The organism is Nocardia asteroides, from assembly GCF_021183625.1.
In the GTDB taxonomy this organism is placed as follows: Bacteria; Actinomycetota; Actinomycetes; order Mycobacteriales; family Mycobacteriaceae; genus Nocardia; species Nocardia asteroides_A.
In genome coordinates this window covers 5,518,975-5,545,848 of the sequence record NZ_CP089214.1, presented here as the reverse complement: position 1 = coordinate 5,545,848, position 26,874 = coordinate 5,518,975, and the positions used below count along the sequence as shown (strand labels likewise).

The window sequence follows — 26,874 nt, the reverse complement described above, 5'->3', positions numbered from 1 at the left end:
GGCGGGGAGCGGAACGGATCGGGCGGTGCGGGGGCGGCGGCGGGGCGGAAAACGGCCTCCCGGTCAGAATCCGAGGCGGCGCAGCTGCTTCGGATCGCGCTGCCAGTCCTTGGCGACCTTGACGTGCAGGTCCAGGTAGATCCGGGTGCCGAGGATGTGTTCGATCTGCTTGCGGGCGTTGGTCCCGACCTGCTTGAGCCGGGAACCCCCCTTGCCGATGATGATCGCCTTCTGACTCGGCCGCTCGACGTAGAGCAGGGCGTGCACGTCGAGCAGGTCGTCCCGGTCCTCGCGTGGCACGACCTCCTCGATGACCACGGCCAGCGAGTGCGGCAGCTCCTCCCGGACGCCCTCCAGCGCGGCCTCCCGGATGAGCTCGGCCATCAGGGTCTCCTCCGGCTCGTCGGTGAGCGCGCCGTCCGGGTAGAAGGCGGGGCCCTCCGGCATCAGCGCGGCGATCACCTCGACCAGCACCTCTACCTGCTCGCCGCGCACCGCGGAGACCGGCACCAGCTCGGAGTCGGGGCCGAGCAGCTTCGAGACGGCGAGCAGCTGCTCGGCCACCTCGTCCCGGCTCACCTTGTCGATCTTGGTGACCACGCCGATGACCGTGGTCTTCGGCGCCATCTGCCGGATCTGCTGCACGATCCAGCGGTCGCCCGGCCCGATCTTCTCGTCCGCCGGGATGCACAGGGCGATCACGTCGACCTCGGAGTAGGTGTCGCGCACGAGATCGTTGAGGCGCGCGCCGAGCAGCGTGCGCGGCCGGTGCAGCCCGGGGGTGTCGACCAGGATGAGCTGCGCGTGCTCGCGGTGCACGATGCCGCGGATGGTGTGCCGCGTGGTCTGCGGGCGGGACGAGGTGATGGCGATCTTCTGCCCGACGAGCGCGTTCGTCAGCGTCGACTTGCCGGTGTTCGGGCGGCCGATGAAACAGACGAAGCCGGAGCGGAATTCAGCCACCGGACACCTCGGCCGCGGCGTCGTCGATGATGTCGAAGACCGAGCCGGAGCGGTCGGCGAAGACGATCCGCGCGCTCGCCGATACCTCGCGGACCGCGGCCACCCCGGCATCCTTGAACTGGCCGCCGACCACGACGGCGGCCTCGAAGCCTTCGGCGCCGCTGGAGATCGCGGCCGCGATGGCGGCCTGCAGCGCGGTCAGCCGCAGCTCCTGCAGCCCCACCTCGCCCGCGGCGTAGGTGCGGCCGTCGGTGTCCCTGACGGCGGCGCCTGCCGTGCCCCCGGTCCGGCCCATCGCCCCGCGCGCGAGCGTGAGCAGTTTGGTGTCCTCGGCGTCGAGCTCGGTCATTCGGATCCCTCCTGGTCGCGGTCGGCCGTCGTCGTGCGGCTCGATCCGTTCTGCGCTGCCTCCGCCGTCGCGGCCTCGCCGCGGTCCTTCCGGCGGCCACCCTTGTCGGCGCCCCGATCCTTGCGCCCGCGCTCGCCCTCGCGCGGGGTCTCGCCGCGCTCGTCGTCGCCGGCGGCCTTGTCCCGGCGCACCACCACGGTCTGCACCCGCATCCGGCCGCGGGCGTCCGGGCCCCCCTCGCCGCGCAGCACCAGCCCGTGCGCGGTCACCTTCGAGCCGGGCAGCGGCACCCGGCCCAGCTCGTGCGCGAGCAGCCCGCCGACCGTGTCGACCTCCTCGTCGGCGATCTGCACCCCGAACAGCTCGGCCAGATCCTGCACCGGCAGCCGCGCCGAGACCCGATAGCGGCCGTCGCCGAGATCCTCGATCGGCGGCGTCTCGCCGATGTCGTACTCGTCGGCGATCTCGCCGACGATCTCCTCGAGCACGTCCTCGATGGTGACCAGCCCGGCGATGCCGCCGTACTCGTCCACCAGCAGCGCCATGTGGTTGCGCCTGCGCTGCATCTCGTCGAGCAGGCTGTCCAGCGGCTTGGAGTCCGGCATGAAGACGGCGGGGCGCATCACCTCGCCGACCCGCACCTTGCGGCTGCGATCAGCGTAGGGCACCAGGTCCTTGAGGTAGACGACGCCGAGGATGTCGTCCACGTTCTCGCCGATCACCGGCATCCGGGAGTGCCCGCTGCGCACCGCCAGCGACATGGCCTGGGCGGCGGTCTTGTCCGCCTCGATCCAGATCATCTCGGTGCGCGGCACCATGACCGCGCGGGCCGCGGTGTCGCCCAGTTCGAAGACCGACTGGATCATCCGGCGCTCCTCGTCGGCGACGACGCCGCGCTCACCGGCCATCTCGACGACCTCGCGCAGCTCGATCTCGGAGGCGAAGGGGCCGTTCCGGAAGCCACGGCCCGGGGTGATCGCGTTGCCGATCAGGATGAGCAGCCTGCTCACCGGGCCGAGCAGCACGCCGATCAGCTGCAGCGGCAGCGCCGCGGCCAGCGCGATGGAGTAGGCGTGCTGGCGGCCGAGGGTGCGCGGGCCGACGCCGATCACCACATAGTCGACCAGCACCATGACGACCGCGGTGCCGAGCAGCGCCCAGCCGTCCGCCCAGACGTCGAGCAGCGCGGCCGCGAGCAGCACCGTCGCGGTGATCTCGCAGAGCACCCGGAGCAGCACCATGAGGTTCACGTAGCGCGGGCGGTCGTCCATGATCCGGAGCAGCCGGGCGGCCCCGGCGCGCTCGGCGCGCACCATGTCGTCCAGCCGCGCCCTGGAGACGGTGTTGAGCGCGGCGTCCAGCCCGGCGAAGAGCCCCCCCGCGGGCACGAGCAGCACCGCGAGCACGATCAGCGTCGCGGAGCTCACGCCTGCCCCGGTGTCTCGCCCGGTGTGGTGAAGCCGGTCTTGCCGAGCAGCCTGGTGTCCCGTTCGGCCAGCTCGGCGCGGTACCGCGCCTCGCGCAGGCTCTCGTACCACTCCTCGAGCAGCCGGGCCTGCAGAGCGAACATCTCCTTCTCCTCGTCCGGCTCGGCGTGGTCGTAGCCGAGCAGGTGCAGCACGCCGTGCACGGTGAGCAGCGCCAGCTCGTGCTGCAGCGAGTGCCCGGCCTTGCTGGCCTGCCCGGCGGCGAACTCCGGGCAGAGCACGATGTCGCCGAGCATGGACGGGCCGGGCTCCGGGCTGTCCGGGCGCCCGCCCGGCTCCAGCTCGTCCATCGGGAAGGACATCACGTCGGTGGGGCCGGGCAGGTCCATCCAGCGCACGTGCAGATCCGCCATGGTGTCCAGATCCACGAGCACCATCGACAACTCGGCGGCCGGGTGGACGTCCATGCGCGCGATGGCGAAGCGCGCGACGCCCACCAGATCCTCTTCGGGGACGTCGAACCCCGACTCGTTGGCGATCTCGATGCTCACCTGCACAGGGTAGGCAATCGGATCAGCGCCGGTCCCCCCGGCTGGCGGCTCGGCGCTCCGCCCGGTTGCCCGGGTAGTGCGGCACCGGCGGACGCACCTCCGACTCGAAGCGGTCGTAGGCGTCGACGATCTCCGACACCAGCCGGTGCCGCACCACATCGCTGCTGGTGAGCTGGGCGAAGTGGATGTCGTCGATATCGGTGAGGATCTCGCTGGCCGCGCGCAGCCCGGACCGCGCCCCGCCGGGCAGGTCGACCTGGGTGACGTCACCCGTCACCACGATCTTCGAGCCGAAGCCGAGCCTGGTCAGGAACATCTTCATCTGCTCGGCCGTGGTGTTCTGCGCCTCGTCCAGCACGATGAAGGAGTCGTTCAGCGTGCGCCCGCGCATGTAGGCGAGCGGCGCGACCTCGATCACGCCCGCCGCCATGAGCTTGGGGATCGCCTCGGGATCCATCATGTCGTGCAGCGCGTCGTAGAGCGGCCGCAGGTATGGATCGATCTTCTCGTTCAGCGTGCCCGGCAGGAAGCCGAGCCGCTCGCCCGCCTCCACCGCGGGCCGGGTGAGGATGATCCGGCTGACCTGCTTGGTCTGCAGCGCCTGCACCGCCTTGGCCATCGCCAGGTAGGTCTTGCCGGTACCGGCCGGGCCGATGCCGAAGACCACGGTGTTGTTGTCGATGGCGTCGACGTAGCGCTTCTGGTTCAGCGTCTTGGGCCGGATGGTCTTGCCGCGCCGGGACAGGATGTCCAGGCTGAGCACCTCGGCCGGGGACTCCTCGCTGCCCTCGGTGAGCATGGAGACCGTGTGCCGCACGGTGTCCGGCGTGATGCCCTTGTTCTTGCCGGTGAGCGAGACCAGCTCGCCGATGATCCGCTCGGCCAGCGCCACCTCGGCCGGGCGGCCGGTGAGCGTCACCGAGCTGCCCCTCACGTGGATGTCCGCCTCGAGCAGGCGCTCCAGCTCGCGCAGATTCTCATCCGCCGATCCGAGCAGCGGGAACACCGATTCGGGGGCCAGTTCGAGGCTGGAGCGCACGCTCTTCATGGCCGGAGCGGCATTGTCGTCGTTGCCGGATGCGCCGGGGTAGGCCCGGGCTCCGGAAGTGTTGCCGAATTCGTCTGGTGTTCGCAAAAGTCGCCGCAGCCTCTTTCGATCTCGGGGGAACCGGGGTCGGGCGGGGGCTGCCGCTCGCGGATACCGGCCCCTTCCCGACTCGCAGTTTACCGCCCGGTACCGACAGCTGACAGGGAATATGCCCCCGGCGAACGACGGGCCGCCCAGCCCTCGATCACGGCGCGGAACCGGCGCGCCGCCTCCGGCATCGGCCGGTCCGCTGCCCACACCAGCCCGACCTCGCGGACGGCGCCCGGATCGGCGAGCGGGACCTTGGCTACCGCCGGGCTCGGGGTGGCGCCCGGCGGCGGGTCCTCCAGCGGCACCAGCGCCACACCGAGCCCGGCCGCCACCAGCCCGGTGACCGTCACCAGATCGCTCGATTCGAACGCGATGCGCGGGTGCAGCCCGGCCGCCGCGGCGAGTTCGTCCAGCAGCCTGCGCATGCCGTAGCCGTGGCGCATGGCGATGACCTCCTCGCCGGCCAGCTCGGCGAGCTTCGCCTGGCGCTTCCCGGCCAGCCGGTGCCCGGCGGGGACCGCGAGCACCAGCGGCTGGCGCAGCAGCCCGGACCAGCCGAGCCCCGGTTCGGCCGGGCGCGGCGAGACCACGGCGAGGTCGGCGTCGCCGTCGAGCACCATGCGGGTGATGGTGCCCGCCGCGTCCTGGTGCAGCGAGACCGCCACCCGCCCGGCCTGCCTGCGGAAATCGCCGACCAGCTGGGGTACCAGCCAACTGCCGAAGGAGTGCAGGAAGGCGAGCCGCACGGTGCCCTCGGCCGGGTCGGCGAGGTCGGCGACGGCCCTGGCGCCCGCGTCCAGCTCGATGCGGGCGCGGCGGGCGTGCTCGTAGTAGGCCCGGCCGAACTCGTTCAGCCGGAGCCGCTTGCCCGTGCGGTCGAAGAGCCGCACGCCGAGCCTGCGCTCCAACCGGGCCAGCATCCGGGAGAGCGTGGGTTGCGCGACGTGCAGCCGGTCGGCGGTGGCGCCGACGTGCTCGAGTTCGGCGAGTGTGATGAACCACGTCAGGTCGTCACCGAGCATGCCGCCACCTCTGCTAATGCGGATTTCGTATCAACTTACGGTTGATTATGCATTTCCTTGGCCGATCACGCCGGGCGCAGGCTGACGATATGAGTGGATCGAGCGGGCGGGAGCGGCGGATCGTCACCGCGCTCTTCGCGGCGGGGCTGACCACCTTCGCCTCGATGTACAGCGCGCAGGCGCTGCTGCCGAGCCTCGCGGCGGCGTTCGGCGTGGCGCCCGCGCGGGCGGCGCTCGCGGTCTCGCTCACCACCGGTTTCCTGGCGCTGGCGATCATCCCGGTGAGCGCGCTCTCCGGGCGGTTCGGGCGGACCAGGGTGATGGTCTGGTCGGCCGCGGTCTCCGCGGGTATCGGGCTGCTGCTCCCGCTGGCGCCGACGCTGGACGTGCTGCTGGCCGCCCGCGCGGTGCAGGGCATCACGCTGGCCGGGGTGCCCGCGGTGGCCATGGCCTACCTGGCGGAGGAGGTCGACGCGGGCCGGTTGGGCGCCGCCATGGGTGTCTACGTCTCCGGTACGACGCTGGGTGGGCTGACCGGCAGGCTGATCCCGGCCTTCGCACTCGACCACACCTCGTGGCGCTGGGCGCAGGCGGTGATCGCGGTGGTCGGGGCGCTGTGCACGGTGTGGTTCGTGCGGGTGCTGCCCGCTTCGCGCGGGTTCCGGCCGTCGACCTCCGGGGGGTGGGGTGCGCTCCCGGCCCAGTGCCGCCGGCCGCAGCTGCTCGCGCTGTTCGCGCTGGCCTTCGTGCTGATGGGTGGGTTCGTGTCGGTCTACAACTACCTGGGGTTCCGGCTGCTCGCCGAGCCGTTCGGGCTGCCCGCGAGCGTGGCCGGGCTGGTGTTCGTGCTGTACCTGGCGGGGACCGTCGCTTCGACGACCGCCGGGTGGCTCGCCGATCGTTTCGGGCGCGGGCCGGTGCTGGCGGGGTCGGTCGTGCTCACCGCGGTCGGGGCCGCGCTGTCGCTGCCCGATCGGCTGCCGCTGCTCCTGGCCGGGATCCTGCTTTTCACGGCCGGTTTCTTCGGCGCGCACGCCGTCGCGAGCGCCTGGGTTGGGGTCGTGGCGGTGGGCGGGAATCGCGCGGCGGCCTCGTCGCTGTACCTGTTCTGCTACTACCTGGGGAGTGCGGTGCTCGGCGGGTTGTCCGGGCTGGTATTCGCGAGGTTCGGGTGGGCCGGGTTGGTCGCCGGGGTCGGGGTACTGCTGGTGCTGGCCGGGGGTGCGGTGGTTGTCGTGGTTCGGGGAGAGCGGGTTGTGCCAGGGGTGGAGGTCGAATTGGTCGGGGCGGGGCGGTAGGCGGGAATCACGCACCCGCGGGGCTGAACGAGGCTGCCGCACCGCCCTGTCGTCGCGCCGCCCTGTCGTCGCGCCGCCCTGTCGTCGCGCCGCCTGTCGTCGCGCTGCCCCGTCGCGGCGCTGCCCTGTCGCGGCACCGCCCTGTCGCGGCACCGCCCTGTCGCGGCGCTGGCGGAGCGAGGTGGAAGACCCCGAGTGTGGTTAACGGCACTCGCGTGCGGTCACGAAGCGCGGCACGGTTTTCTCACCAGCGCGAAGTGAGGGCACCGAGCGCGCCGAGGGCGACAGCGGCCGCGGTCGAGGTGCGCAGCACGGTCGGGCCGAGTAGCGCGGCGGTCGCCCCTGCCTCGGTGAAAGTCGCGATCTCGGCATCGTCCAGCCCACCCTCGGGGCCGACGATCAGCACCACCCGCGACGCCGTTCCGAACGGCAGCGCGCCGAACCGCCCCGCCCCGGACTCGTGCAGCGCCGCCACCACTCCCCCGTCCGCGACGGTCACGCGCACCAGCTCCGCCACCTCCCGCGTCCGCCGGACCTCGGTGACCTCGGGAATGTAGACCCGCCGCGACTGCCGCGCCGCGGCCCGCGCCGCCGCCCGCCACTTCTCGACGCCCTTCGCGGCCTTACCCTCCCAGTTGGCGATACAGCGCGCCGCCTGCCAGGGCACGATCACATCGGCCCCCGCCTCGGTCATGAGCTCGACCGCGAGCTCGGACCGATCCGACTTGGGCAGCGCCTGCACCACCGTCACCGGCGGCGCGGCGGGCACGGCGACCCGCCGATCCAGCACCGCGAGCTCCAGCCGATCCTTCTGCGCCGCGACCACCTCGGACTCCGCGACCACCCCGCGCCCGTCGGAGAGCGTGATCGGCTCCCCCACCCGGATGCGCCGCACGGTGGCGGCATGCCTGCCCTCCGGCCCGTCCAGCACCGCGACCCCACCGGGCTGCGGAATGTCGTCCAGGTAGAAGACCGTCGCGGCCACGCTCAGCGACCGCTGAACGACGCCCGCAGCCGGGCGAAGAGCCCGCTGTTGTGCTCGGACTGCGCCGAGACCACCTCGGCCCGGTCGCGTTCGCGCAGCCCCTTGTACTTGCGCAGCAGGTCGTTCTGCTTACTGTCCAGCTTCGACGGCACCACGATCTCCAGGTGCGCGAGCAGATCCCCGCGCGCCCCCGACCGCAGCTTCGGCATGCCGTGCCCGCGCAGCACCGAGATCTCGCCGGGCTGCGTGCCCGGCGGGATGGTCAGCTCGGTCGGCCCGTCCAGGATGGTGTCGATCACCACGGTGGTGCCGAGCGCGGCGTCCACCATCGGCACCCGGATGGTGCAGTGCAGGTCGTCGCCATCGCGGACGAACACGTCGTGCGGCTGCTCGACCACCTCGACGTACAGATCGCCCGCGTGCCCGCCGCCGGGACCGACCTCGCCCTGCGCGGCCAGCCGCACCCGCATCCCGTTCGCCACCCCAGCCGGGATCGGCGCGGCGATCTCCCGCCGGGCACGGATCCGGCCGTCGCCACCGCACTTGTTGCACGGGTCCGGAATGGTCTCGCCCGCACCGCGGCAGGTGGGGCAGGGCCGCGAGGTGAGCACCTGGCCGAGGAACGACCGCTGCACCGACTGCACCTCGCCCGCGCCGCCACAGGTCTCGCAGCGCACCGGCTTGGAGTCGCCGTTGGTGCCTTTGCCGTGGCAGAGGTCGCAGAGGATCGCGGTGTCGACCGTCAGGTGCTTGGTCACGCCGACCGCACACTCCGCCAGGCTCAGCCGGGTGCGCAGCAGCGAGTCGGCGCCGGGCTGCACCCGGCCGCGCGGCTTGCGCTGCCCCCCGCCGGAGTTCATCCCGCCGAAGAAGGCCTCGAAGACGTCACCCAGGCCGCCGAAGCCGGCGCCGGAGAAGCCGCCCGCTCCGCCGCCGTTCTCCAGCGGATCACCGCCCAGGTCGACGATGCGACGCTTCTCCGGGTCGGTCAGCACCTCGTAGGCGGTCGACACTTCCCGGAACTTCGCTTGCGCCGTCTCCTCGGGGTTGACGTCCGGGTGGAGCTCCCGCGCCAGCTTGCGGTAGGCGCGCTTGATCTCCTGATCGGTCGCGTTCTTCGCGACGCCGAGCAGTCCGTAGTAGTCCCGTGCCACTTCGCTTCTCTAGTCCTTGGTCGCCGTTTCCCGGTACCGGCCGGTCCGCGCGGCACACATCGCCGCCGGGCCGGCCCCGACACCGGCCTTAGTCGGATGCACTCAACTTTATCCGCTCGGGCGCGCGGCCCGGCAACGGAGTCCCCCGAAGGCCCGAACGGACCTCAGCGTCCGCCCAGCACTTCGCCGATATACCGGGCTACCGCCGCCACCGAGGCGATCGTGCCCGGGTAATCCATGCGCGTCGGGCCCAGCACCCCCATGCCACCGAGAACCGCCCCTGCCGAACCGTACCCCGTGGTCACGACCGACGTCCCGCGCATCTCCTCGACCTGCGTCTCCTCGCCGATCCGGACCGTGATCGTGCCAGGCTGCTGCGCGGCCGCGAGCAGCTTGAGCACCACCACCTGTTCCTCCAGCGCCTCCAGCACCGTGCGCAGCGAACCCGGCAGCCCGAAGTCGCCGGCATTGCGGGTCAGGTTCGCCGTGCCGCCGAGCACCAGCCGCTCCTCCGGGTGCTCCACCAGCGTCTCCACCAGCACCGTCGACACCCGGATCAGCACATCCCGCAGCTTCCCCGGCGCATTCTCCGGCAGCGCCGCGACCGCCGCCGATGCGGTGGCCAGGCGCTTGCCGTCCATCGCGCCACCGAGCAGCGCGCGCAGCGCCGCCAGGTCCTCGTCGTCAACCAGCGCACCGAGCTCGACGATCCGCTGATCGACCCGCCCGGTGTCGGTGATCAGCACCAGCAGCAACCGCGCCGGATTCAGCGCGACCACCTCGATGTGCCGCACCGTCGACGCCGACACCGTCGGGTACTGCACCACCGCGACCTGCCTGGTCAGCTGCGCGAGCAGCCGCACCCCGCGCCGCAGCACGTCGTCCAGATCGACCCCGGACTCCAGGAACTCCAGAATCGCCCGCCGCTCCGCCGACGAGAGCGGCTTCACCTCGGCGATCCGATCCACGAACTGCCGATACCCCTTGTCCGTCGGAATTCGCCCCGAGCTGGTGTGCGGCTGCGCGATGTACCCCTCCGCCTCCAGCACCGCCATGTCATTGCGCACCGTGGCACTGGATACGCCCAGGTTGTGCCGCTCGACCAGCGTCTTCGACCCGATCGGCTCCTTGGTCGCGACGTAGTCGGCAACGATCGCCCGCAGAACTTCGAAACGACGATCCTCGGTACTCGACACGGCCTACCTCCTCGCTTGCCCCTTCAGTCTAGGTGCCCGACCCCCGATATCCCCCGTTCCGGACCGGGGCTGTGGATGGATCGCCCGGGTTGACGGGAGTTGTCCACAGGCGCCTTGCCCGGGTCCGGGTGCGCCGGTAGCGTCACTGGCCAGACCAGGGGGACGTCGGCTTCGAGGGGGACTCGTGAGATTCGGCACCGCGGCGCTCGCCGCTCTCACCGTTTTCGCTGTCGCGGGATGTGATTCGTCGGGTGATTCGGGGTCACCCCCGGCAACCACCACAACTCTCGCAGGCGCACCGACCGCCTTCGATCCCTGCGCGGATATCCCGCAGAACGTGCTGGACTCCGAGGGATTGCGGGCCAAGACCAAGAATGACAACAACGGCGCCGATGGGTTGCAGTGGCGTGGATGTGTGTGGTCCCAGGTAGACGGCTACTCGGCAACCATCGCAACGACCAATGTGACGGTCGACATGGTCCGAGCCAAGAAGCTCCCTGATGCTCGCGATTTCACGGCGGCGGGACGCGCCGCTATATCCACCCGGAAAGATGTCGAGCGGCCGTCGGAACAATGCAACGTCAACGTGCAGATTGCCGGCGGCAGCCTCGAGATACTGCTGACGAATCCGAGTTCGCGGAAGAAGACCGGAAGCCTCGATTCCTGCGCTTTGGCAACCACTCTCACCGAAAAGGTGGTCGGCGTGCTTCCGGCTGACAGCTGAGCAGGAAGACTGGGGAGGACATCGTGAACGAACCGCAGACACCGAGACCGCTGCAAACGGTCCTCGACGACGTAGGCGGTGGCTCGGCCGCACTGGCGATGAGCCCCGAAGACTTCGTCTATATCGACCGCGATTGCGAGGAGTTCAAGCTCGTCATCCAGAACATCATGAACATCATGGTTTCGGTTGCCGATGTCGAGGACTGGCGTATCGGCGACCGGAACCCCGAGATGGTGTCGGCGGGCGCCGTGGTCAAGCGCTTCCGGGCAAAGGCCAAAGGATCGGCGAATGACAACAGCGTGCACGCTGTGATGGAGCAGCACCTGCGAATCGTCGAAGACATCCAGGAAGTGCATCGTATAGCTCGGCAACGGATGAGCGACACCGACTCCGCGTTCGCAGCCGAATTCGACCGGCTGAACCAGACGCTTCCCGATCGACCGCAGGCAGGTGTGCCCTTCGGTCCCTACCTTCTCCCCGATGGGAGTGCCCGATGACCGCTTACGAGCAGACCAGCATCCCTGGCGGCGGCGAGCAGACGGACAGCTGGGAGCACCCCGATATCAAGAACGCGTTCGATCCGCTGGATACGACGGAGGCGGTGGAGCAGGCGCAGAAGTACTGGGAGGTGCACCAGCTGTGGGAGCAGGGGCTGGCTACCTTCGCGCGTTCTATTCAGAACTCCATCTCGCAGTCCTGGTCCGGGCCGGCGGCCGAGGAGGCGAAGGCGTCGATCGCGCGGTACGCGGCGGATGCGCAGCAGTTGAGTCCGGCGCTCGCGGAGATGTATACCCGGGTGCGGGACGCGGCGACGGCGATCGTGGACACGAAGAACGCGATTCCGGAGCCGGTGGAGGTGAGCTGGACGTCGTGGGCGTGGCCGCCGCACCGATGGGATCTGCAGCGGGAGCAGTCGGAGGCGGCGCAGGTGGCGCGCACCGAGATGCGGCAGCGGTATGTGGAGCCGTTCGGGCAGGTGGACGGGCAGATTCCGGTGCTGCCGACGCCGATCAGCCCTACGGTCTCGCCGGATATCGCGGCGCCGCCGCCGGGCAGGTACGTCCCGGCCGGTGGCACCGGGGACTTGCCCGGTGCCACCGGGCCGGTGGGCAGCGGGGTGCCGGGTACGGGTACGCCGAGCGCCGAGGATGCGGAGAAGTCCGAGGAGAACGGCGAGGGCGTGCCGGAGAGCACCGAGGAGCAGCTGGAGAGCACCGAGCAGCCGGACGGGACCGAGACCACGCCTGCGGGCACGGTGCCGAGCAGCACGAATCAGCAGGCGACATCGAATGATTCGGCTCCGCGAACGACGAACGATCCGAGCCGCACGGTTCCCGCGAGCACGGTTCCGACGAGCACAGTGTCGACGAGCACGACACCGAGCAGCACGCCGGGGTACACGCCGAGCGGTACACCGACGAGTTCACCGGGATCGCCGAGTACCACCAACCAGCCGGGGCCGGGGCGCAGCATCCCTGGCGGCCCGGGGAGCACTGCGGCTCCGGCCGCCGCAGCGGCGGCAGCCACGCAGGCGCAGGGCACGCGATCGGCCACCGGCTACCCCGGCATGTTCGGCGGCGGTGCGGGGCGTGGACGGGGTGCGGGCGATTCCGAGCACCAGCGGCCGGACTACCTGGTCAACCAGGAGAACACCGACGAGCTGCTCGGCGAGATTCCGCGCATGGTGGCGGGTGGGGTGATCGGCGGCGACCGGACGGAACCCCCGCGGTGAACCGCTCGGACACATGACCGAGTGGAGCTGGGCCACGGATGATTTCGCGGCCCTCTGGTACGACGACGCCCGCGACCGGTTCCCGAGTCCGCTGCGGTACACCAGCCGGTTCCGGTTGCGCGACGAGTTCGCCGCGCACCGGTCGGCGGTGTTCGCCCGGTACGGGGCGGACGAGCGGGACGAGATCGATGCGGCGCTCGGCACGCTGGCGGACGCGGTGCTCCGGATCGAGATCCTGGGTGGCAGCAGCAGGCATCGGCAGAGCACCGGGCCGGATGACGTTCGGCAGTATCGGATCATCGGGGCGCGCACGGCTTTTCGGTCGGTGACCGCGGTGCAGTACGGGACCGATTCCGAGCACGGGCCGATTCGGCTGCGGATGAGCCGGGCCGAGGATCTGCCCGCGAGGTTGGTGGCGGCGATTCCGGGATGCCCGGCGGGCAGTGCGGGTCCCGAGACCTTTCACCCCGACGACCTGCGCCAGACCACGGACAGCTACCTGGAGGACAACGGGCGCAACACGCCGCGTGACCGCTACCGGCGGCTGGTCGGACGGCCCGCCGACGGGGGTGGCAGCGCGGTGCTGCTGGTCGGCCCGATCAACCGGCTCGACCCGCCGCTGGCCGCCCTGCAGTGGTACGACATCACCGGCGACGGGCGCTACACCGAGCGGCGCGGAGCACACGTGAGCGTGCGGGCCACCACCACCGCCGACCTGATCGCCGGCTTCACCGCGTGGATCGACCGGGCCGACCAGCGGCTCCGCGAAGAGCACTGACCGCACCGTCGACAAGTCCGAGTCATGGCTGATCGCGGGCAGGTGCGCCGCCGCGGCCCTCTTTCCGCTCGGCACAGCCGCCACGGCAGGAGCCGAAGTGGTCGGAAATCGGCGAACCGGAACGAGGTCAGACCAGCAGGTCGCGCACGACCCCGTCCGCGAGCAGCCGCCCGCGGTCGGTGAGCACCAACCGCTCCCCGCGCACCTCGGCCAGCCCACCCGCCACCACCCCGGGCAACGCGGCCCGCCCGTGCGCGTCGAGATCGGCGAGCGGTAAACCGGTCCGGAGCCGCACGGCCAGCATCACCCGCTCGGTGTGCCGCTCCGAGGCGCTCAGCGCCTCCCACCCGGCGGCGGGCAGCCCACCCGCGGCGACCCGGTCGGCGTAGCGCGCGGGGTGCTTGACGTTCCACCAGCGCACCCCGCCGAGGTGGCTGTGCGCGCCCGGCCCGGCGCCGAGCCAGTCGCCGCCGTCCCAGTAGCCGAGGTTGTGCCTGCAGCGGGCGGCGTCGCCGCGGGCCCAGTTGGAGACCTCGTACCACTCCAGCCCGGCGCCGCGCAGCCTGGCGTCGATGCGCTCGTAGCGGGCGGCGAGCACGTCCTCGTCGGGGGCGGGCAGTTCGCCGCGGCGCACCCGGCGGGCGAGGGCGGTGCCGTCCTCGACGATCAGCGAGTACGCGGAGACGTGGTCGACCTCGGCGGCGAGCACCGCGTCCAGGCTGGCGTCCAGGTCGGCGTCGGTCTCGCCCGGCGTGCCGTAGATCAGGTCCAGGTTGACGTGGTCGAAGCCGGCGGCGCGCGCCTCGAGCGCGGCGGCGACGGCGCGGCCGGGGGTGTGCGTGCGGTCCAGCACGGCGAGCACGTGCGCTGCCGCCGACTGCATGCCGAGCGAGATCCGGGTGAAGCCGGCGGCGCGCAGCCGCTCGAAGAAGACGGGGCCGGTGGACTCCGGGTTCGACTCGGTGGTCACCTCGGCGCCGGGGGCCAGGGTGAAGTTCTGCCGGACGGCGGCCAGCACCTCGGCCAGGCCGTCGCCGCCGAGCAGCGACGGGGTGCCGCCGCCGACGAAGACCGTCGCCACCTCGGGGGTCGCCGACGGCAGGGCGTCGAAGGCCGTCGCCGCGGCGGCGAGCTCGCCGCGCAGGGCCGCCAGCCACGAGGCGGGCGAGGCGGCGGTGCCGAGCTCGCCCGCGGTATAGGTGTTGAAGTCGCAGTATCCGCAGCGGGTCGCGCAGAACGGAACATGTACGTAGATGCCGAACGGCCCGCCCCCGAAGTCGCCGAGGAGGGGGCCTACATCGGGGCTGCGGACCGGAGTGCTCACCACTCCAGTCTGGCAAGCGCGCCGGAGCGGGCTCGACCCGCGTGTCGGGCTATGACTGGCGTCACAGTTGCGCGGGTCGATCCTGGGGATTCTCCGCCTTTTTCCGGGAAATATCCCCCGCCCGTCGGAACGACCGCTCTGACGTGGCACAATAGGACGCATGTGCGGATCTGGAGTTCGATTGGTGGCCCGGCGCCACGTCGACTTCAAGCGCGTCTGCAGTGCGTGCTGTCTGCTGGAGTGTCAACCCTAGCCCCCCTGCGGCGCGCCTCCCGACAGCCCCGGTGAACGTCGAATTCATTCTTTCGGTTTCCGTCCGATCGACGCGGAGCGCCGCCCTGCGCGAGTGACAGTTCTCGCGCGCTCACCAATCAGATTCCAGCAGGAGCGATTCATGACGTCGAGCACCGACGCCGGCCCCGGCGAGAACTCCGCCGCCGCGACCGAGGCGACGGCGCCCGCCCGGCAGCGGCCGGAGCGCCCGGCCTCCGAGCGCCGGGTCCGCCCGGACCGCCCCCGCCCGGCGGCCGCCGCCGACGCCGCGCCGCGCGCCCGCACCGGCAAGCCGGCCCGCCGCAGGGCCGAGGGCCAGTGGGCGCTCGGCTACCGCGAGCCGCTCAACCCGAACGAGCAGGCCAAGAAGGACGACAACCCGCTGAATGTGCGGGCGCGGATCGAGAACATCTACAGCAAGACCGGCTTCGACGGCATCGACAAGGGCGACCTGCGCGGCCGGTTCCGCTGGTGGGGCCTCTACACCCAGCGCGAGCAGGGCTACGACGGCACCTGGACCGGCGACGAGAACATCGACATCCTCGAAGCCAAGTACTTCATGATGCGCATCCGCTGCGACGGCGGCGCGCTGAACGTCGCGCAGCTGCGCACCCTCGGCGAGATCTCCACCGAGTTCGGCCGGGACACCGCCGACCTCTCGGACCGGGAGAACGTTCAGTACCACTGGATCGAGGTGGAGAACGTCCCGGAGATCTGGAAGCGGATCGAGGGCGTCGGGCTGAAGACCACCGAGGCCTGCGGCGACTGCCCGCGCGTCGTGCTCGGCTCGCCGCTGGCCGGTGAGTCGCTGGACGAGGTCATCGACCCGACGCCCGCGATCGACGAGATCGTGCGCCGCTACATCGGCAAGAAGGAATACTCCAACCTGCCGCGCAAGTTCAAGACCGCGATCTCCGGCCAGCAGGACGTGGTGCACGAGATCAACGACGTCGCCTTCATCGGGGTGAACCACCCCGAGCACGGCCCCGGCCTCGACCTCTGGGTCGGCGGCGGGCTCTCCACCAACCCGATGCTGGCGCAGCGGGTCGGCGTGTGGGTGCCGCTGGCCGAGGTGCCCGACGTCTGGGAGGGCGTGGTCTCGATCTTCCGGGACTACGGCTACCGGCGGCTGCGCACCAAGGCCAGGCTGAAGTTCCTGATCAAGGACTGGGGCATCGAGAAGTTCCGCCAGGTGCTCGAGGACGAGTACCTGAAGCGCAAGCTCATCGACGGCCCGGCCCCGGTGCAGCCGACCAGGCCGATCGACCACGTCGGCGTGCAGAAGCTGCGCAACGGCCACAATGCCGTCGGCTTCTCCCCCATCGCGGGCCGGGTCTCCGGCACCATCCTGACCAAGGTCGCCGCGGCCGCCGAGAAGGCCGGCTCGGACCGGATCCGGTTCACGCCGTACCAGAAGCTCATCGTGCTCGATGTGCCGGACGACCAGGTCGAGGCGCTGATCGCGGAGCTCGAGCCGCTCGGGCTGCAGGCGCGGCCGTCGAACTGGCGGCGGAACCTGATGGCGTGCAGCGGGATCGAGTTCTGCAAGCTCTCCTTCGCCGAGACCCGCAAGCGCTCGCAGGCGCTGGTACCGGAGCTGGAGCAGCGGCTCGCCGACCTGAACGCCGGGCTCGACGTGCCGATCACGATCAACATCAACGGCTGCCCGAACTCGTGCGCCCGCTCCCAGATCGCCGACATCGGCTTCAAGGGCCAGCTGGTGGACGACGGCGAGGGCAACCAGGTCGAGGGCTTCCAGGTGCACCTCGGCGGCAGCCTCGGGCTGGACAGCGCGTTCGGCCGCAAGCTGCGCCAGCACAAGGTGACCACCGGTGAGCTCGGTGACTACGTCGACCGGGTGGTGCGCAGCTTCGTGAAGAACCGCACCGAAGGCGAACGGTTCGCACAGTGGGCCGTCCGCGCCGACGAAGCCGACCTCCGATGACGGGGCGGGCGGCACTGCTGAGGGGAGATCAGCGATGACAACGGGACTGACCGGGAAACTCACCGAGAAGGAGCTGCGGGCGATCGCCGAGCGCGGCGCCGCCGAGCTCGACGGCGCCTCGGCGCTCGATCTGCTGCGCTGGACCGACGAGACCTTCGGCACCGGCTACATCGTCGCCTCGAACATGCAGGACGGCGTGCTGGTGCAGCTGGCCGCGCAGGTGCGGCCCGGGGTGGACGTGCTCTTCCTCGACACCGGCTACCACTTCGCCGAGACCATCGGCACCAGGGACGCGGTCGAGGCCGTGTACGGGGTGAACGTGGTGAACGTGCGCCCGGAGCAGAGCGTCGCCGAGCAGGACGCGCTGCTCGGGCGCGACCTGTTCGCCAGGGACGCCGCCGAGTGCTGCCGGCTGCGCAAGGTGGTGCCGCTGCAGCGCTCGCTGAGCGGCTACAACGCCTGGGCCACCGGCATCCGCCGGGTGGAGGCGCCGACCCGGGCCAACGCCCCGCTGGTCTCCTACGACGAGGGCTTCGGGCTGGTGAAGATCAACCCGATCGCGGCCTGGTCCGACGACGAGATGCAGGCCTACATCGAGACCCATGGAATTCTGGTGAATCCCCTGGTCGAGGAGGGATATCCGTCCATCGGCTGCGCTCCGTGCACGCGGAAGCCGGAGCCGGGTTCCGATCCGCGAAGCGGCCGCTGGGCCGGCTCCGCCAAGACCGAATGCGGGTTGCACGCCTCATGACCGACACCATTCGCACCGAGCGTTCCCTCGGGCTCAGCGATTTCGACACCCTCGACGCGCTGGAGTCGGAGGCGATCCACATCTTCCGCGAGGTCGCGGGCGAGTTCGAGCGGCCGGTGATCCTCTTCTCCGGCGGCAAGGACTCGACCGTGCTGCTGCACCTGGCGCTCAAGGCCTTCTGGCCCGCGCCGCTGCCGTTCACGTTGCTGCACGTCGACACCGGGCACAACCTGCCCGAGGTGCTGGAATTCCGGGATCGGATCGTCGAGCGGCACGGGCTGCGGCTGCACGTGGCGAGCGTCGAGGAGTACCTCGCCGACGGCAGGCTCGCCGAGCGCCCGGACGGCATCCGCAACCCGCTGCAGACGGTCCCGCTGCTCGACGCCATCACCGCGAACCGCTTCGACGCGGTCTTCGGCGGCGGCCGAAGGGACGAGGAGCGCTCGCGCGCCAAGGAGCGGATCTTCTCGCTGCGCAACGCCTTCGGCCAGTGGGACCCGAAGCGGCAGCGCCCCGAGCTGTGGAATCTGTACAACGGCAGGCACGCGCCCGGTGAGCATGTGCGGGTGTTCCCGCTGAGCAACTGGACCGAGCTCGACATCTGGCGATACATCGCGCGCGAGGATGTCGATCTCGCGAGCATCTACTACACGCACGAGCGGCCGGTGTTCCAGCGCGACGGCATGTGGATGACGCCCGGTGTCTGGGGCGGCCCGCGCGACGGCGAGGTGCTGGAGACCAGGTCGGTGCGGTACCGCACGGTCGGTGACGGCTCCTCCACCGGCGCGGTGCTCTCCGCGGCCGCGACCAACGAGGCCATCCTGGCCGAGGTCGCCGCCTCCCGGCTGACCGAGCGCGGCGCCACCCGCGGCGACGACCGGGTCTCCGAGGCCGCGATGGAAGACCGCAAGCGAGAGGGTTACTTCTGATGGCCGACACGGTGCCGAGCGAGCCGCCGGCTCAGCTGCTCCGGCTGGCGACCGCAGGCTCGGTCGACGACGGCAAGTCCACGCTGGTCGGGCGGCTGCTCTACGACACCAAGTCGGTGCTGGCCGATCAGATCGACGCCGTCACCCGCGCCTCGGTGGATCGCGGGCTGGCGACGCCGGATCTGTCGCTGCTGGTCGACGGGTTGCGCGCGGAGCGCGAGCAGGGCATCACGATCGACGTGGCGTACCGCTACTTCGCCACGCCGAAGCGCTCGTTCGTGCTCGCCGACACGCCGGGGCACGTGCAGTACACCCGCAACACGGTCTCCGGGGCCTCCACCGCGCAGCTGGTGATCCTGCTGGTCGACGCGCGCAAGGGCGTCATCGAGCAGACCCGTCGGCACGCGGCGGTGCTCGCGCTGCTCGGCGTGCCCAAGCTGGTGCTCGCGGTGAACAAGATCGACCTGGTGGACGACGCCGCCGCGGTGTTCGAGCGGATCTCCGCCGAGTTCAACGAACTCACCGGCGCGCTGGGCTGGGCGTCGGCGGACGTGCTCGAGATCCCGGTCTCCGCGCTGCGCGGCGACAATATCGCCACCCGCTCGGCGAATACCCCGTACTACGACGGCCCCTCGCTGATCGAGCACCTGGAGTCGGTGCCGGTGGACGCGGACAGCGCAGGCCCGCACTCGCTCGGGCTGCGCTTCCCGGTGCAGTACGTGATCCGGCCGCGCACCGCCGAGTACCCGGACTACCGCGGCTACGCGGGGCAGATCGCCGCCGGTTCGGTGGCGCCGGGCGACGAGATCGTCGTGCTCCCCTCCGGGGTGCGCACCACGGTGGAGCGGATCGACACGCCCGCGGGCGAACTGGCGGTGGCGCAGACCGGCCGCAGCGTCACGCTGATCCTCAGCGACGACGTCGACGTCTCGCGTGGCGACATCATCGCCGCGGTCGCGGACGCGCCGGAGCCGATCGACGACTTCGAGGCGACGGTCTGCTGGCTCGGCGACAAGCCGCTGCGGCCCGGTGCCCGGCTGCTGCTCAAGCACGGCACCAAGACCACGCAGGCCATCGTCGGCGCGCTGGTCGAGCGCTTCGACGAGCAGCGGCTGGCCGCCGACCCGTCACCGGAGACGCTGGCGCTCAACGACATCGGCCGGATCTCGATCCGGGTCGCCGAGCCGATCCCGGCCGACGACTACCGGGCGAACCGGCACACCGGCAGCTTCCTGCTCATCGACCCGGCCAACGGGAACACGCTCGCGGCCGGGCTGGTCGGCGACGTGCTCACCGCGGTCGAGGTCGGCGCCGGGGTCTGAGGTGCGGGTTCGGCCCGGCTCGAACCGGTCGGCGCCGGTGCTGATCGGGGTCGGGCACGGGAGCAGGGATCCGCGCTCGGCGGCGACGGTGGGCGCGGTCATGGACGCGGTGGCCGCCGCGCGGCCGGGGCATCCGGTTCGGACCGCGTTCCTCGACCTCGACGCGCCGTCGGTGGAGCGGGTGCTCGACGCCGTCGCGGGGGCGGGGCATCGGCACGCCGTGGTGGTTCCGCTGCTGCTCGGCAGTGCTTTCCACGCCAGGGTCGACCTGCCGGGGCTGCTCGCCGCCGCGCGGCAGCGGCACCCGCTGCTCCGGGTCGACCAGGCCGAGGTGCTCGGGCCGGATACCCGGCTGGTCGATGCGCTCGCGGACCGTGTCCGGGAGCTGCGGGCGGCGAGCGATCCCGGCGTGATCGTCGCCGCCGTCGGCGCCTCGTCGGCAGCGGCCAATGCCCGTACCGGACAGGTCGCGGACGAGCTCGCCGCACGCACCGGTTGGCGCACCGAGATCTGCTTCGCCACCACCGAACCCGGCGTCGAGGTGGCACGGGCACGGCTGCTCGCCCGTGGCGCGCGGCACCTCGTCGTCGCCCCGTACTTCCTGGCTCCCGGGTTGCTCACCGATCGGATCGCCGCCGCGGCAGCGGATCTCGCGCACGCCGCCGCGCTCGGCGCGCACCCCGCGCTCACCGAGCTGATCTGGAGCCGCTACGACACCGCCGTCGTCGAGCGGCATCTCCGCTCCGCCTGAAGTACACCGGGCAGGTTCAGCGCCGCCGTCGCGAAGCGGCCCCGCCGCTCGGCAGACTCGGTCCGGCTCAGCCGATGAGCCGGTCCACCAGGGTGCGGGCGGCGGCGACGCGCGCGGCGTCGCCGAGCTGGTTGGCGGTGTTGGCGGCGGCGACCAGGGCATCCGCCTGGAAGGCGAGCAGCTCGGGTTCGGCGTCGGGGTGGACGTGGCCGATCTGGCGGGCGAGGAAGCTGAGCCAGTCGTGGTGGTCGGCGGCGACGGCATCGCGCACCGGGCCCGGCCTGCTGTCGAACTCGGCCAGGGTGGCTACCCGGAAGCAACCGCCGCGCAGCACCGGCTCGGTGATGAAGGCGAACCAGGCGTCGACCAGGGCGCGCAGCCGCGTTGCGCCGCGCGGGTGTACCAGCGCGGGCCGGACCACGTGCTCCACGAACACCGCGCGGGCGGCGGCGACGGCGGCCCGCTGCAGCGCCTCCTTGGTGCCGAACAGGGTGGCGACGCCGCTCTTGCTGAGCCCGAGCTCGTCCGCGACCCGGGCCAGGCTGAGCCCGGTGAGCCCCTCCACCGAGGCGATGTCGGCCGCGCGGTGCGCGATGGCGGCTCGGGCGCGGTCGCCCTTGGCCCGCCTGCCGTCGGCGGCGGGCGGCGCCGGTTCGACGGGCGGGTCGTAGTTCACGGACCCATTGTGCGCCACCCCTTGCCCGAAAGCACGAACGATCGTACTGTCATTTTGCGCACGATCGTTCGTGTTGTTTTCTGATCTCGGGACGGAGCCCCATGCAGACCTTCACCGAAGCCGACGACCCCGCCCTGCTCGCCGTGCAGACCGCGGCCGCGCTGCTCGCGGACGCACCCTGGCGCCGCTTCGCGGTGGTCGGGGACTCCATCGCGCAGGGCATCGGCGACTCCACGCCCGGGTACCGGGACGCGGGCTGGGCCGATCGGGTGGCGGACGCGCTGCGCCGCGTGCGGCCGGAGCTGGCCTACCTGAACACCGGACGCAAGGGCGCGACCAGCGCGGAGGTGCTCACCGAACAGCTCGGCCGCGCACTGGCCTTCGAGCCCGACCTGGTGCACATCGTGTGCGGCGGGAACGACCTCTTCGTGCCGGAGCCGGATCTCACGGCCACGCACGCCAACCTGGACGCGCTCTTCGCGGCCTTCGCGGTGCGCGGAACGCGAATCTCGACCTTCACCCTGACCGATGTCTGGGACCGCGAGCAGATGCGGGCGATGCGCGGCATGCGCGAGCGGATGGCGGCGCTGAACGACGTGATCCGCGCGGTGGCGGCGCGCTACGACGCGGTGCTGCTGGAGCTGTGGCCGCACCCGATCCGGCTGCGCCCGGACCTGATGAGCGCCGACCTCATCCACTTCTCCATGGGTGGGCAGGCCGCGCTGGCCTCGGCGGTGGTGCAGCGGCTGGCTCAGGAGCTGGAGGCCGTCCGGCGGTAGCGGGCCACCAGCTCGGCGCCGATCCGGGCGAGCTCGGCGCGCACCGATTCCGGCTCGACGACCTCGAGTTCGGTGCCCCAGCCCGCCAGCTGCTGGGCGATCATCCGCGGGGTCGGCGCGGTGACCCGCACCCGCACGCGGCCGTCGCCGTCCGGGCCGATGACCGCGCAGTGCCTGCCCTGCTGGTGCTCCAGCACCGGGACCAGGTGCGCGGCGACGAGCACGGTGGCGCCCTCGGCGGCCCGGCGGAGCTCCATGGCGCCGACCGTCTCGCGCCAGGCCGCCGCCGGGTCGAAATCGGCGGGGCGATCGAAGGTCTCGCCGGTGGGCTCGGCGGAAGTCACCCGGTCCAGCCGGAAGGTGCGGCGGCCGCGGTCGGTGCCCGCGATCAGGTACCAGATGCCGTCCTTGTCGACCAGGCTCCACGGGTCGACCACGCGGCTGGTCTGCTCGCCCCTGCGCAGGTAGCCGAGGCGGAGCCGGTCGCGGCGGATCACCGCGTCCTGGACCGCGGCGACGAGCGGCGGGGCGGCGGCGGCGTGCGCGCCCCAGCCCGCTGGGTCGAGCACGACCGAGTCGGCGGCGGCCTCGGCGTCGCCGCGGAAGGTCTTGGGCAGGGCGCGGACCAGCTTCCGTAGCGCCGAGCGGCCCTCCGGGACCCCGCCCGCGGCGGGGCCCGCCAGCAGGAACAGCGCCCTCGCCTCTCCGGCGGTGAGACCCGTCAGGTCGGTGCGGGCGCCGCCGACCAGCTGCCAGCCGCCGTTGCGCCCTGGTTGCGGGTACACCGGCACCCCGGCGCGGCCGAGCGCCTCCAGGTCGCGCCGGGCGGTGGCCACCGAGATCTCCAGTTCGGCGGCGATCTCGGCCGCCGTCACCCGGCCGCGCGTCTGCATGAGCAGCAGCACGGCCACCAATCTGTCCGCTCGCATAGTTCCCATCCTGCCCGGAAAAGTGCGCAGAGGATGAGCACTTCACCGCGCAGGATGGGAACCGACACCGAATCCCGACCCGAGGAGAACGACATGCTGCGCGGACTGGCGACGCTCACCTTCTACGCCGACGACCTGGAGGCGGCCAAGGACTGGTACACCGAATTCCTGGGCACCGCGCCCTACTTCACCGTGGCCGGCGGCTACTACGAGTGGCGGATCGGCGACTACCAGGCCGAGTTCGGCATCGTGAACCGCGCGTACGCACCGGCCGGAGCGCACAACGCGCCGGGCGGCGCCATCGCCAACTGGGCCGTCACCGACCTCGAGGCGACGCTGAACCGGGTGCTGGAGCTCGGCGCCACGCTCTACGACCCGATGACCCCGCGCGGCGAGGGCACCGGCTTCGTCACCGCGTCGGTGGTCGACCCGTTCGGCAACGTGCTCGGGCTGATGAGCAACCCGCACTACGCGGAGATCCTGGCCAGGACCGGGCCCGCGTAGGGCTCAGCGGAACCAGCGCTCGAGGACGAGCGCGACGCCGTCCTCGAGCACGTCGGCGGTCACCTCGTCGGCGGCCGCCCTGATCTCGGCGGGGGCGTTGGCCATGGCGACCGAGTGCCCGGCCCAGGCCAGCATCTCCCGGTCGTTGAGGTGGTCGCCGATGGCGAGGGTCGCCTCCGTCGGCACCTCGAGGATCTGCCTGAGCTGCTCCAGCGCCCAGCCCTTGGAGACACCGTGCCTGGAGACGGTGAGCCAGGGGCCGAAGTCGCCGTGGATCCAGCCGGTGCCCGGCACGTCGAATTCGCGCAGCAGCTCCGCCATCTGCTCGTCGGTGCCGCCGGGCCACCAGCCGCTGAGCCGCGGCGTGTGCTCGCTGCCGAGCAGGGCGTGGTCGACCACCCGGACGTGGCCGAGCGGGTAATCGCTCGGGCCGTCGCCGGTGACCCACATGCCGACCCCGACCTTCTCCACCGCCAGCACCATCTCCGGCGCGCCCGCGCGCAGCGCGGTGATGGCGGGCAGCGGGTCGAAGTCGGCGACCGCCAGTGCCTCGCCGCGGGCGACGTCGAGGTGCACGGCGCCGTTGGAGCAGAGGGCGTGGCCCTCCAGCAGGCCGAGTTCGGCGAGGACCGGCGCCACGGAGAGCATCGAGCGGCCGGTGGTCACGACCACGTGCGCGCCCGCGGCGACGGCGGCGCGCACGGCGTCGACCACCCGGCGGCTCACCGGCGAGCCGGACTTCAGCAGGGTGCCGTCGACGTCGAGCGCGATCAGGCGCGGTTCTTCCCCCGTAGCGTCCACCCCTTCATTCTGCCCCGGCCACCCGGGCGCGCCCGGAGTTTTCCCTCGACGATCCGGTTCTGGACCGGACCCACCTCGGACGAGCGCCGCGGGTGGCCGGGGTTCGGCCGCCGGAGTTGTCCGGCGGCCCCCGACCGGTTGTTACCGGTCGGAGCCTCCCCCACGCGAGCCGCCCGAGCCGCCGGAGTTCGAGCCGCCGGAGCCGCCGCCTCCGCCGCCCTTTCCCGAGCCGCCCTTTCCGGAGCCGCCGTTTCCGGAGCCGGCCTTTCCGGAGCCGCCGTTTCCGGAGCCGGCCTTGCCGGAGCCGCCGTTCCCGGAGCCAGCCTTGCCAGAGCCGCCGTTCCCGGAGCCGGCCTTGGCGGAGCCGCCGTTCCCCGGTCCGGCGCTGTCAGAGCCGGAGGGGCTATCGCCGTTCGAGCCGTCGCGCCCCGAGCCGTTGCCGCCGGACCCGCCGTCGGACCCGCCGTCGCCCGTGCGGCCGCCGTTCGAGTTCCCGCCGTTCGAGTTGCTACCCGTGCCGGCGCCACCCGAGGCACCACCACCCGAGGCACCACCACCCGAGGCATCACCACCCGAGCCGCCACCACCCGAGCCGCCACCACCCGAGCCGCCGCTCCCCGAGCCGCCGCTCCCCGAATCGCCGCCGCCCGTGGCACCGCCGCCCGTGGCACCGCCACCCGAGCCGCCGCTACCCGAGGCACCGCCATCGGAGCCGTCGCCCGCACCGCCGTCGGAGCCGTCACTGCCTGCATCGCCGCCCGAGCCGGCGCCATTCGGGCCGTCGCTGCCCGCGCCGCTGACCGAATCAGCACTGCCCGAGTCGCCGCCACCCGAGGTGCCACCGGGCGAACCGCCGCTGCCCGAGCCGTCGGACGCGCTATCGCCACCGCCCGCGGGACCACCGGCCGGACTCGCTCCCGACGTCCCCGCCGCGTCGGCGCTCACCCCGGCCGGTGCCTGCCCGCCGGCGGGACCGCCGGACCCCGCACCGCCGTCCGGCGGCACCACCCCGGCCGACGAAAGTCCGACGACGCCCAGCTCCGGCCCGATCCCACCCCGCCCGTTCAAGCCGAACCCGAAGCGCTCCAGAAAGAGCAGCGAATTCGTGAAGCGAGCCGGGTTCGCACAGGCACCGCCGCTCGGCACCGTCCGCGGCGCCCCGTCCCCGCCCCTCCCGGAACGGGAGACCGGCGTGAGCGGCGGCCCGTACACACGAACCGGCGCCGCCACCGCCCCGCCGAAGGCGATCGGCGCCCCGCCACCCGCATACGGCACAGCCCGACCGCCGGCCACCGGCGCGGCCCCGGCGACCGGAACCCGCGCGATCCCCTGCCCCATCCCGAACTGCCCCTCCACTCCGGGGAACCGATCGAGCCCGGGCGCGGACTGCGGCGCCGGCCCGCCGAACACCGTCGCGGCCGACATGGCCAGCGCGGAGACCAGTGCGGCGCTGGACAGCACCCCGACGTGCGCGACGGGCTCGGCCCGCCGCGCAGGCGGCGCCAGGGTGCGCGCCGCGAACCGCGCGGCGCCGAGCGCGATGGTGTGGCCGGGATCGGCGCCCCGGAGTACCGGCAGCCCGAGCTCACCGAGGGTGCGCGCGACCTCGGGCGGCCGGGCGGCGCCGCCGACCACCAGGATGCCGGTGAACTCGGATCGGTCGATGCCGCTGCTCGCGAGGCAGTCGACGACGAGCGGGAAGCTCGCCCGGATGTGTTCCGCGCGCAGCCCTTCGGTGTCGAGTCCGCGGGTGCCGGGCGCGCCGGGCCACCGGTACGCCCGCTCGGCGATCAGCGCGCCGAGCGGCTCGCCGCCGAAATCGCGGGAGCGCACGGGGGTTCCGACCAATGGGTGGTCCGGCCAGTCCGCGCCGACCCGGACGATGCCGAGGTCGAGGCTGGTGGCGCCGAGATCGTAGACGAGCACGAAACCCGCTGTGAGCGGCCCTGTCTCGCACTCCAGCCATTCGGCCGCGGCGACCGGCTCCGGAACCGGCAGCACGTGCCCGGCCCCGGCGAGGTCGAGCGCCTGCGTCAGCCGGGCGACCTCGTCGGCGCCGTAGACCGCCGGGTGTGCGAGCACCACCCCGGCCCGCGGCGGCTCCGCGCGCAGCAGGTCGCTCACCACGGCGGCGACCAGCGCGGCCGGCGTCCACAGCCGCCCGCCGACGACCAGCGGCTCACCGTCGACGGTGAGATCCGCGAAATTTGCTGCCGAACCGCTGATCTCGGCGGTCGCGCCGACCCTGGCGACGCCGGGTGCGCCGATCCCGGCGGTGCCGCGGCTGTCGAAGGAGACCGTCGTGGGCCGTACCCGCACCGAGGGCTGCGGTTGCCCAGCGGTGACGGAAGCCGTCACCGAGGTCGCCGAGCCCATGCAGATACCCACGCCAGTAGTCATTGCCATCCCGTCAACGCACCGTGACCACGTCCAGCACACCGGATACCCGTGTGGCCGCGGTCGTCTTCCGCACAGCGACTACAGGTTAGCTGTTCCGACTCCGAACACATGCCGAATTGGTATGACACACCGCATTTTAGGCCGACCGGTTCGTGCGATCAGCCAAAACCCCA

27 protein-coding genes are annotated in these 26,874 nt (G+C 72.1%); 13 read left to right on the top strand and 14 right to left on the bottom strand.

The window, feature by feature from the left end; translation table 11 throughout:
* Window positions 1-63: 63 nt before the first annotated feature.
* From era to LTT61_RS25565, 6 genes are all read right to left on the bottom strand, one after another.
* Window positions 64-963 carry a GTPase Era gene (gene era, locus LTT61_RS25590; protein ID WP_233016580.1) on the bottom strand — a complete coding sequence of 300 codons (900 nt, stop codon included), beginning with the start codon at window positions 961-963 and terminating at the stop codon, window positions 64-66.
* The gene (locus LTT61_RS25585; protein ID WP_233016579.1) at window positions 956-1,312 is read right to left on the bottom strand and encodes a cytidine deaminase; all 357 of its coding nucleotides are present in this window, start codon (window positions 1,310-1,312) and stop codon (window positions 956-958) included. Before LTT61_RS25585 ends, era begins: the two co-directional genes overlap by 8 nt.
* Window positions 1,309-2,739: a hemolysin family protein gene (locus tag LTT61_RS25580; RefSeq protein WP_233016578.1), complete on the bottom strand. Its 1,431-nt coding sequence runs from the start codon at window positions 2,737-2,739 to the stop codon at window positions 1,309-1,311. The genes LTT61_RS25585 and LTT61_RS25580 overlap by 4 nt, the downstream gene beginning before the upstream one ends.
* On the bottom strand, window positions 2,736-3,290 hold the full coding sequence (ybeY, locus tag LTT61_RS25575; protein WP_233016577.1) for an rRNA maturation RNase YbeY: 555 nt from the start codon (window positions 3,288-3,290) through the stop codon (window positions 2,736-2,738). Before ybeY ends, LTT61_RS25580 begins: the two co-directional genes overlap by 4 nt.
* 22 nt (window positions 3,291-3,312) lie before the next feature.
* A complete protein-coding gene (locus tag LTT61_RS25570; RefSeq protein ID WP_233016576.1) occupies window positions 3,313-4,338 on the bottom strand; it encodes a PhoH family protein in 1,026 nt (341 codons plus the stop codon).
* Window positions 4,339-4,514: 176 nt separating this feature from the next.
* Window positions 4,515-5,450, bottom strand: a complete 936-nt coding sequence (locus LTT61_RS25565) for a LysR family transcriptional regulator (RefSeq protein WP_233016575.1) — start codon at window positions 5,448-5,450, stop codon at window positions 4,515-4,517.
* 89 nt (window positions 5,451-5,539) lie between these two features.
* Here LTT61_RS25565 and LTT61_RS25560 point away from each other — a divergent pair, with 89 nt between their 5' ends.
* Window positions 5,540-6,748 carry an MFS transporter gene (locus LTT61_RS25560; RefSeq protein ID WP_233016574.1) on the top strand — a complete coding sequence of 403 codons (1,209 nt, stop codon included), beginning with the start codon at window positions 5,540-5,542 and terminating at the stop codon, window positions 6,746-6,748.
* 244 nt (window positions 6,749-6,992) lie between these two features.
* Here the strand turns inward: LTT61_RS25560 and LTT61_RS25555 are convergent, their stop codons facing one another.
* The 3 genes from LTT61_RS25555 to hrcA all read right to left on the bottom strand — a co-directional run bounded on the left by LTT61_RS25555 (window position 6,993) and on the right by hrcA (window position 10,083).
* Window positions 6,993-7,733 (bottom strand): 16S rRNA (uracil(1498)-N(3))-methyltransferase, encoded by a 741-nt coding sequence (locus tag LTT61_RS25555; RefSeq protein ID WP_233016573.1) that lies wholly within the window; start codon window positions 7,731-7,733, stop codon window positions 6,993-6,995.
* Window positions 7,734-7,735: 2 nt separating this feature from the next.
* On the bottom strand, window positions 7,736-8,887 hold the full coding sequence (gene dnaJ / locus LTT61_RS25550) for a molecular chaperone DnaJ (protein ID WP_233016572.1): 1,152 nt from the start codon (window positions 8,885-8,887) through the stop codon (window positions 7,736-7,738).
* A gap of 164 nt (window positions 8,888-9,051) precedes the next feature.
* Window positions 9,052-10,083, bottom strand: a complete 1,032-nt coding sequence (gene hrcA / locus LTT61_RS25545; RefSeq protein WP_233016571.1) for a heat-inducible transcriptional repressor HrcA — start codon at window positions 10,081-10,083, stop codon at window positions 9,052-9,054.
* 184 nt (window positions 10,084-10,267) lie between these two features.
* Here hrcA and LTT61_RS25540 point away from each other — a divergent pair, with 184 nt between their 5' ends.
* The 4 genes from LTT61_RS25540 to LTT61_RS25525 are packed head-to-tail and all read left to right on the top strand — an operon-like array spanning window position 10,268 to window position 13,317.
* Entirely contained in the window at window positions 10,268-10,807 is a 540-nt protein-coding gene (locus LTT61_RS25540) for a DUF3558 domain-containing protein (RefSeq protein WP_233016570.1), read from the top strand.
* A 23-nt stretch (window positions 10,808-10,830) separates the two neighbouring features.
* On the top strand, window positions 10,831-11,304 hold the full coding sequence (locus tag LTT61_RS25535) for a hypothetical protein (RefSeq protein ID WP_233016569.1): 474 nt from the start codon (window positions 10,831-10,833) through the stop codon (window positions 11,302-11,304).
* The gene (locus LTT61_RS25530) at window positions 11,301-12,539 is read left to right on the top strand and encodes a hypothetical protein (RefSeq protein ID WP_233016568.1); all 1,239 of its coding nucleotides are present in this window, start codon (window positions 11,301-11,303) and stop codon (window positions 12,537-12,539) included. Before LTT61_RS25535 ends, LTT61_RS25530 begins: the two co-directional genes overlap by 4 nt.
* Before the next feature lie 13 nt (window positions 12,540-12,552).
* Window positions 12,553-13,317, top strand: coding sequence for an ESX secretion-associated protein EspG (locus tag LTT61_RS25525; protein WP_233016567.1), 765 nt, complete (start codon window positions 12,553-12,555; stop codon window positions 13,315-13,317).
* 127 nt (window positions 13,318-13,444) lie between these two features.
* Here the strand turns inward: LTT61_RS25525 and hemW are convergent, their stop codons facing one another.
* Window positions 13,445-14,644: a radical SAM family heme chaperone HemW gene (gene hemW, locus LTT61_RS25520; protein ID WP_420094696.1), complete on the bottom strand. Its 1,200-nt coding sequence runs from the start codon at window positions 14,642-14,644 to the stop codon at window positions 13,445-13,447.
* 157 nt (window positions 14,645-14,801) lie between these two features.
* Between hemW and LTT61_RS33000 the strand changes: the two genes are divergently transcribed.
* From LTT61_RS33000 to LTT61_RS25495, 6 genes are all read left to right on the top strand, one after another.
* Window positions 14,802-14,894 carry an Ms4527A family Cys-rich leader peptide gene (locus tag LTT61_RS33000; RefSeq protein WP_378616759.1) on the top strand — a complete coding sequence of 31 codons (93 nt, stop codon included), beginning with the start codon at window positions 14,802-14,804 and terminating at the stop codon, window positions 14,892-14,894.
* Window positions 14,895-15,035: 141 nt separating this feature from the next.
* Entirely contained in the window at window positions 15,036-16,859 is a 1,824-nt protein-coding gene (locus tag LTT61_RS25515; RefSeq protein WP_233016565.1) for a nitrite/sulfite reductase, read from the top strand.
* 34 nt (window positions 16,860-16,893) lie between these two features.
* Complete coding sequence (locus LTT61_RS25510; protein WP_233016564.1) at window positions 16,894-17,610, top strand: phosphoadenylyl-sulfate reductase; 717 nt, start codon at window positions 16,894-16,896, stop codon at window positions 17,608-17,610.
* A complete protein-coding gene (cysD, locus tag LTT61_RS25505) occupies window positions 17,589-18,539 on the top strand; it encodes a sulfate adenylyltransferase subunit CysD (protein ID WP_420094695.1) in 951 nt (316 codons plus the stop codon). The genes LTT61_RS25510 and cysD overlap by 22 nt, the downstream gene beginning before the upstream one ends.
* Window positions 18,539-19,861, top strand: a complete 1,323-nt coding sequence (locus tag LTT61_RS25500; protein WP_233016562.1) for a sulfate adenylyltransferase subunit 1 — start codon at window positions 18,539-18,541, stop codon at window positions 19,859-19,861. The genes cysD and LTT61_RS25500 overlap by 1 nt, the downstream gene beginning before the upstream one ends.
* 1 nt (window position 19,862) lies before the next feature.
* Window positions 19,863-20,612, top strand: a complete 750-nt coding sequence (locus LTT61_RS25495; protein ID WP_233016561.1) for a sirohydrochlorin chelatase — start codon at window positions 19,863-19,865, stop codon at window positions 20,610-20,612.
* A gap of 67 nt (window positions 20,613-20,679) precedes the next feature.
* Here the strand turns inward: LTT61_RS25495 and LTT61_RS25490 are convergent, their stop codons facing one another.
* Window positions 20,680-21,288, bottom strand: coding sequence for a TetR/AcrR family transcriptional regulator (locus tag LTT61_RS25490; RefSeq protein ID WP_233016560.1), 609 nt, complete (start codon window positions 21,286-21,288; stop codon window positions 20,680-20,682).
* Window positions 21,289-21,389: 101 nt separating this feature from the next.
* On the opposite strand from LTT61_RS25490, the gene LTT61_RS25485 reads away from it, so the two are divergent.
* Window positions 21,390-22,067: an SGNH/GDSL hydrolase family protein gene (locus LTT61_RS25485; protein WP_233016559.1), complete on the top strand. Its 678-nt coding sequence runs from the start codon at window positions 21,390-21,392 to the stop codon at window positions 22,065-22,067.
* Here the strand turns inward: LTT61_RS25485 and LTT61_RS25480 are convergent.
* On the bottom strand, window positions 22,040-22,996 hold the full coding sequence (locus LTT61_RS25480) for a helix-turn-helix transcriptional regulator (protein ID WP_233016558.1): 957 nt from the start codon (window positions 22,994-22,996) through the stop codon (window positions 22,040-22,042). The genes LTT61_RS25485 and LTT61_RS25480 overlap by 28 nt on opposite strands.
* 93 nt (window positions 22,997-23,089) lie before the next feature.
* On the opposite strand from LTT61_RS25480, the gene LTT61_RS25475 reads away from it, so the two are divergent.
* A complete protein-coding gene (locus tag LTT61_RS25475; protein ID WP_233021190.1) occupies window positions 23,090-23,500 on the top strand; it encodes a VOC family protein in 411 nt (136 codons plus the stop codon).
* Window positions 23,501-23,503: 3 nt separating this feature from the next.
* Here the strand turns inward: LTT61_RS25475 and LTT61_RS25470 are convergent, their stop codons facing one another.
* Window positions 23,504-24,301: an HAD family hydrolase gene (locus tag LTT61_RS25470; RefSeq protein WP_233016557.1), complete on the bottom strand. Its 798-nt coding sequence runs from the start codon at window positions 24,299-24,301 to the stop codon at window positions 23,504-23,506.
* 141 nt (window positions 24,302-24,442) lie between these two features.
* Entirely contained in the window at window positions 24,443-26,701 is a 2,259-nt protein-coding gene (locus LTT61_RS25465) for a hypothetical protein (protein ID WP_233016556.1), read from the bottom strand.
* Window positions 26,702-26,874 lie beyond the last annotated feature (173 nt).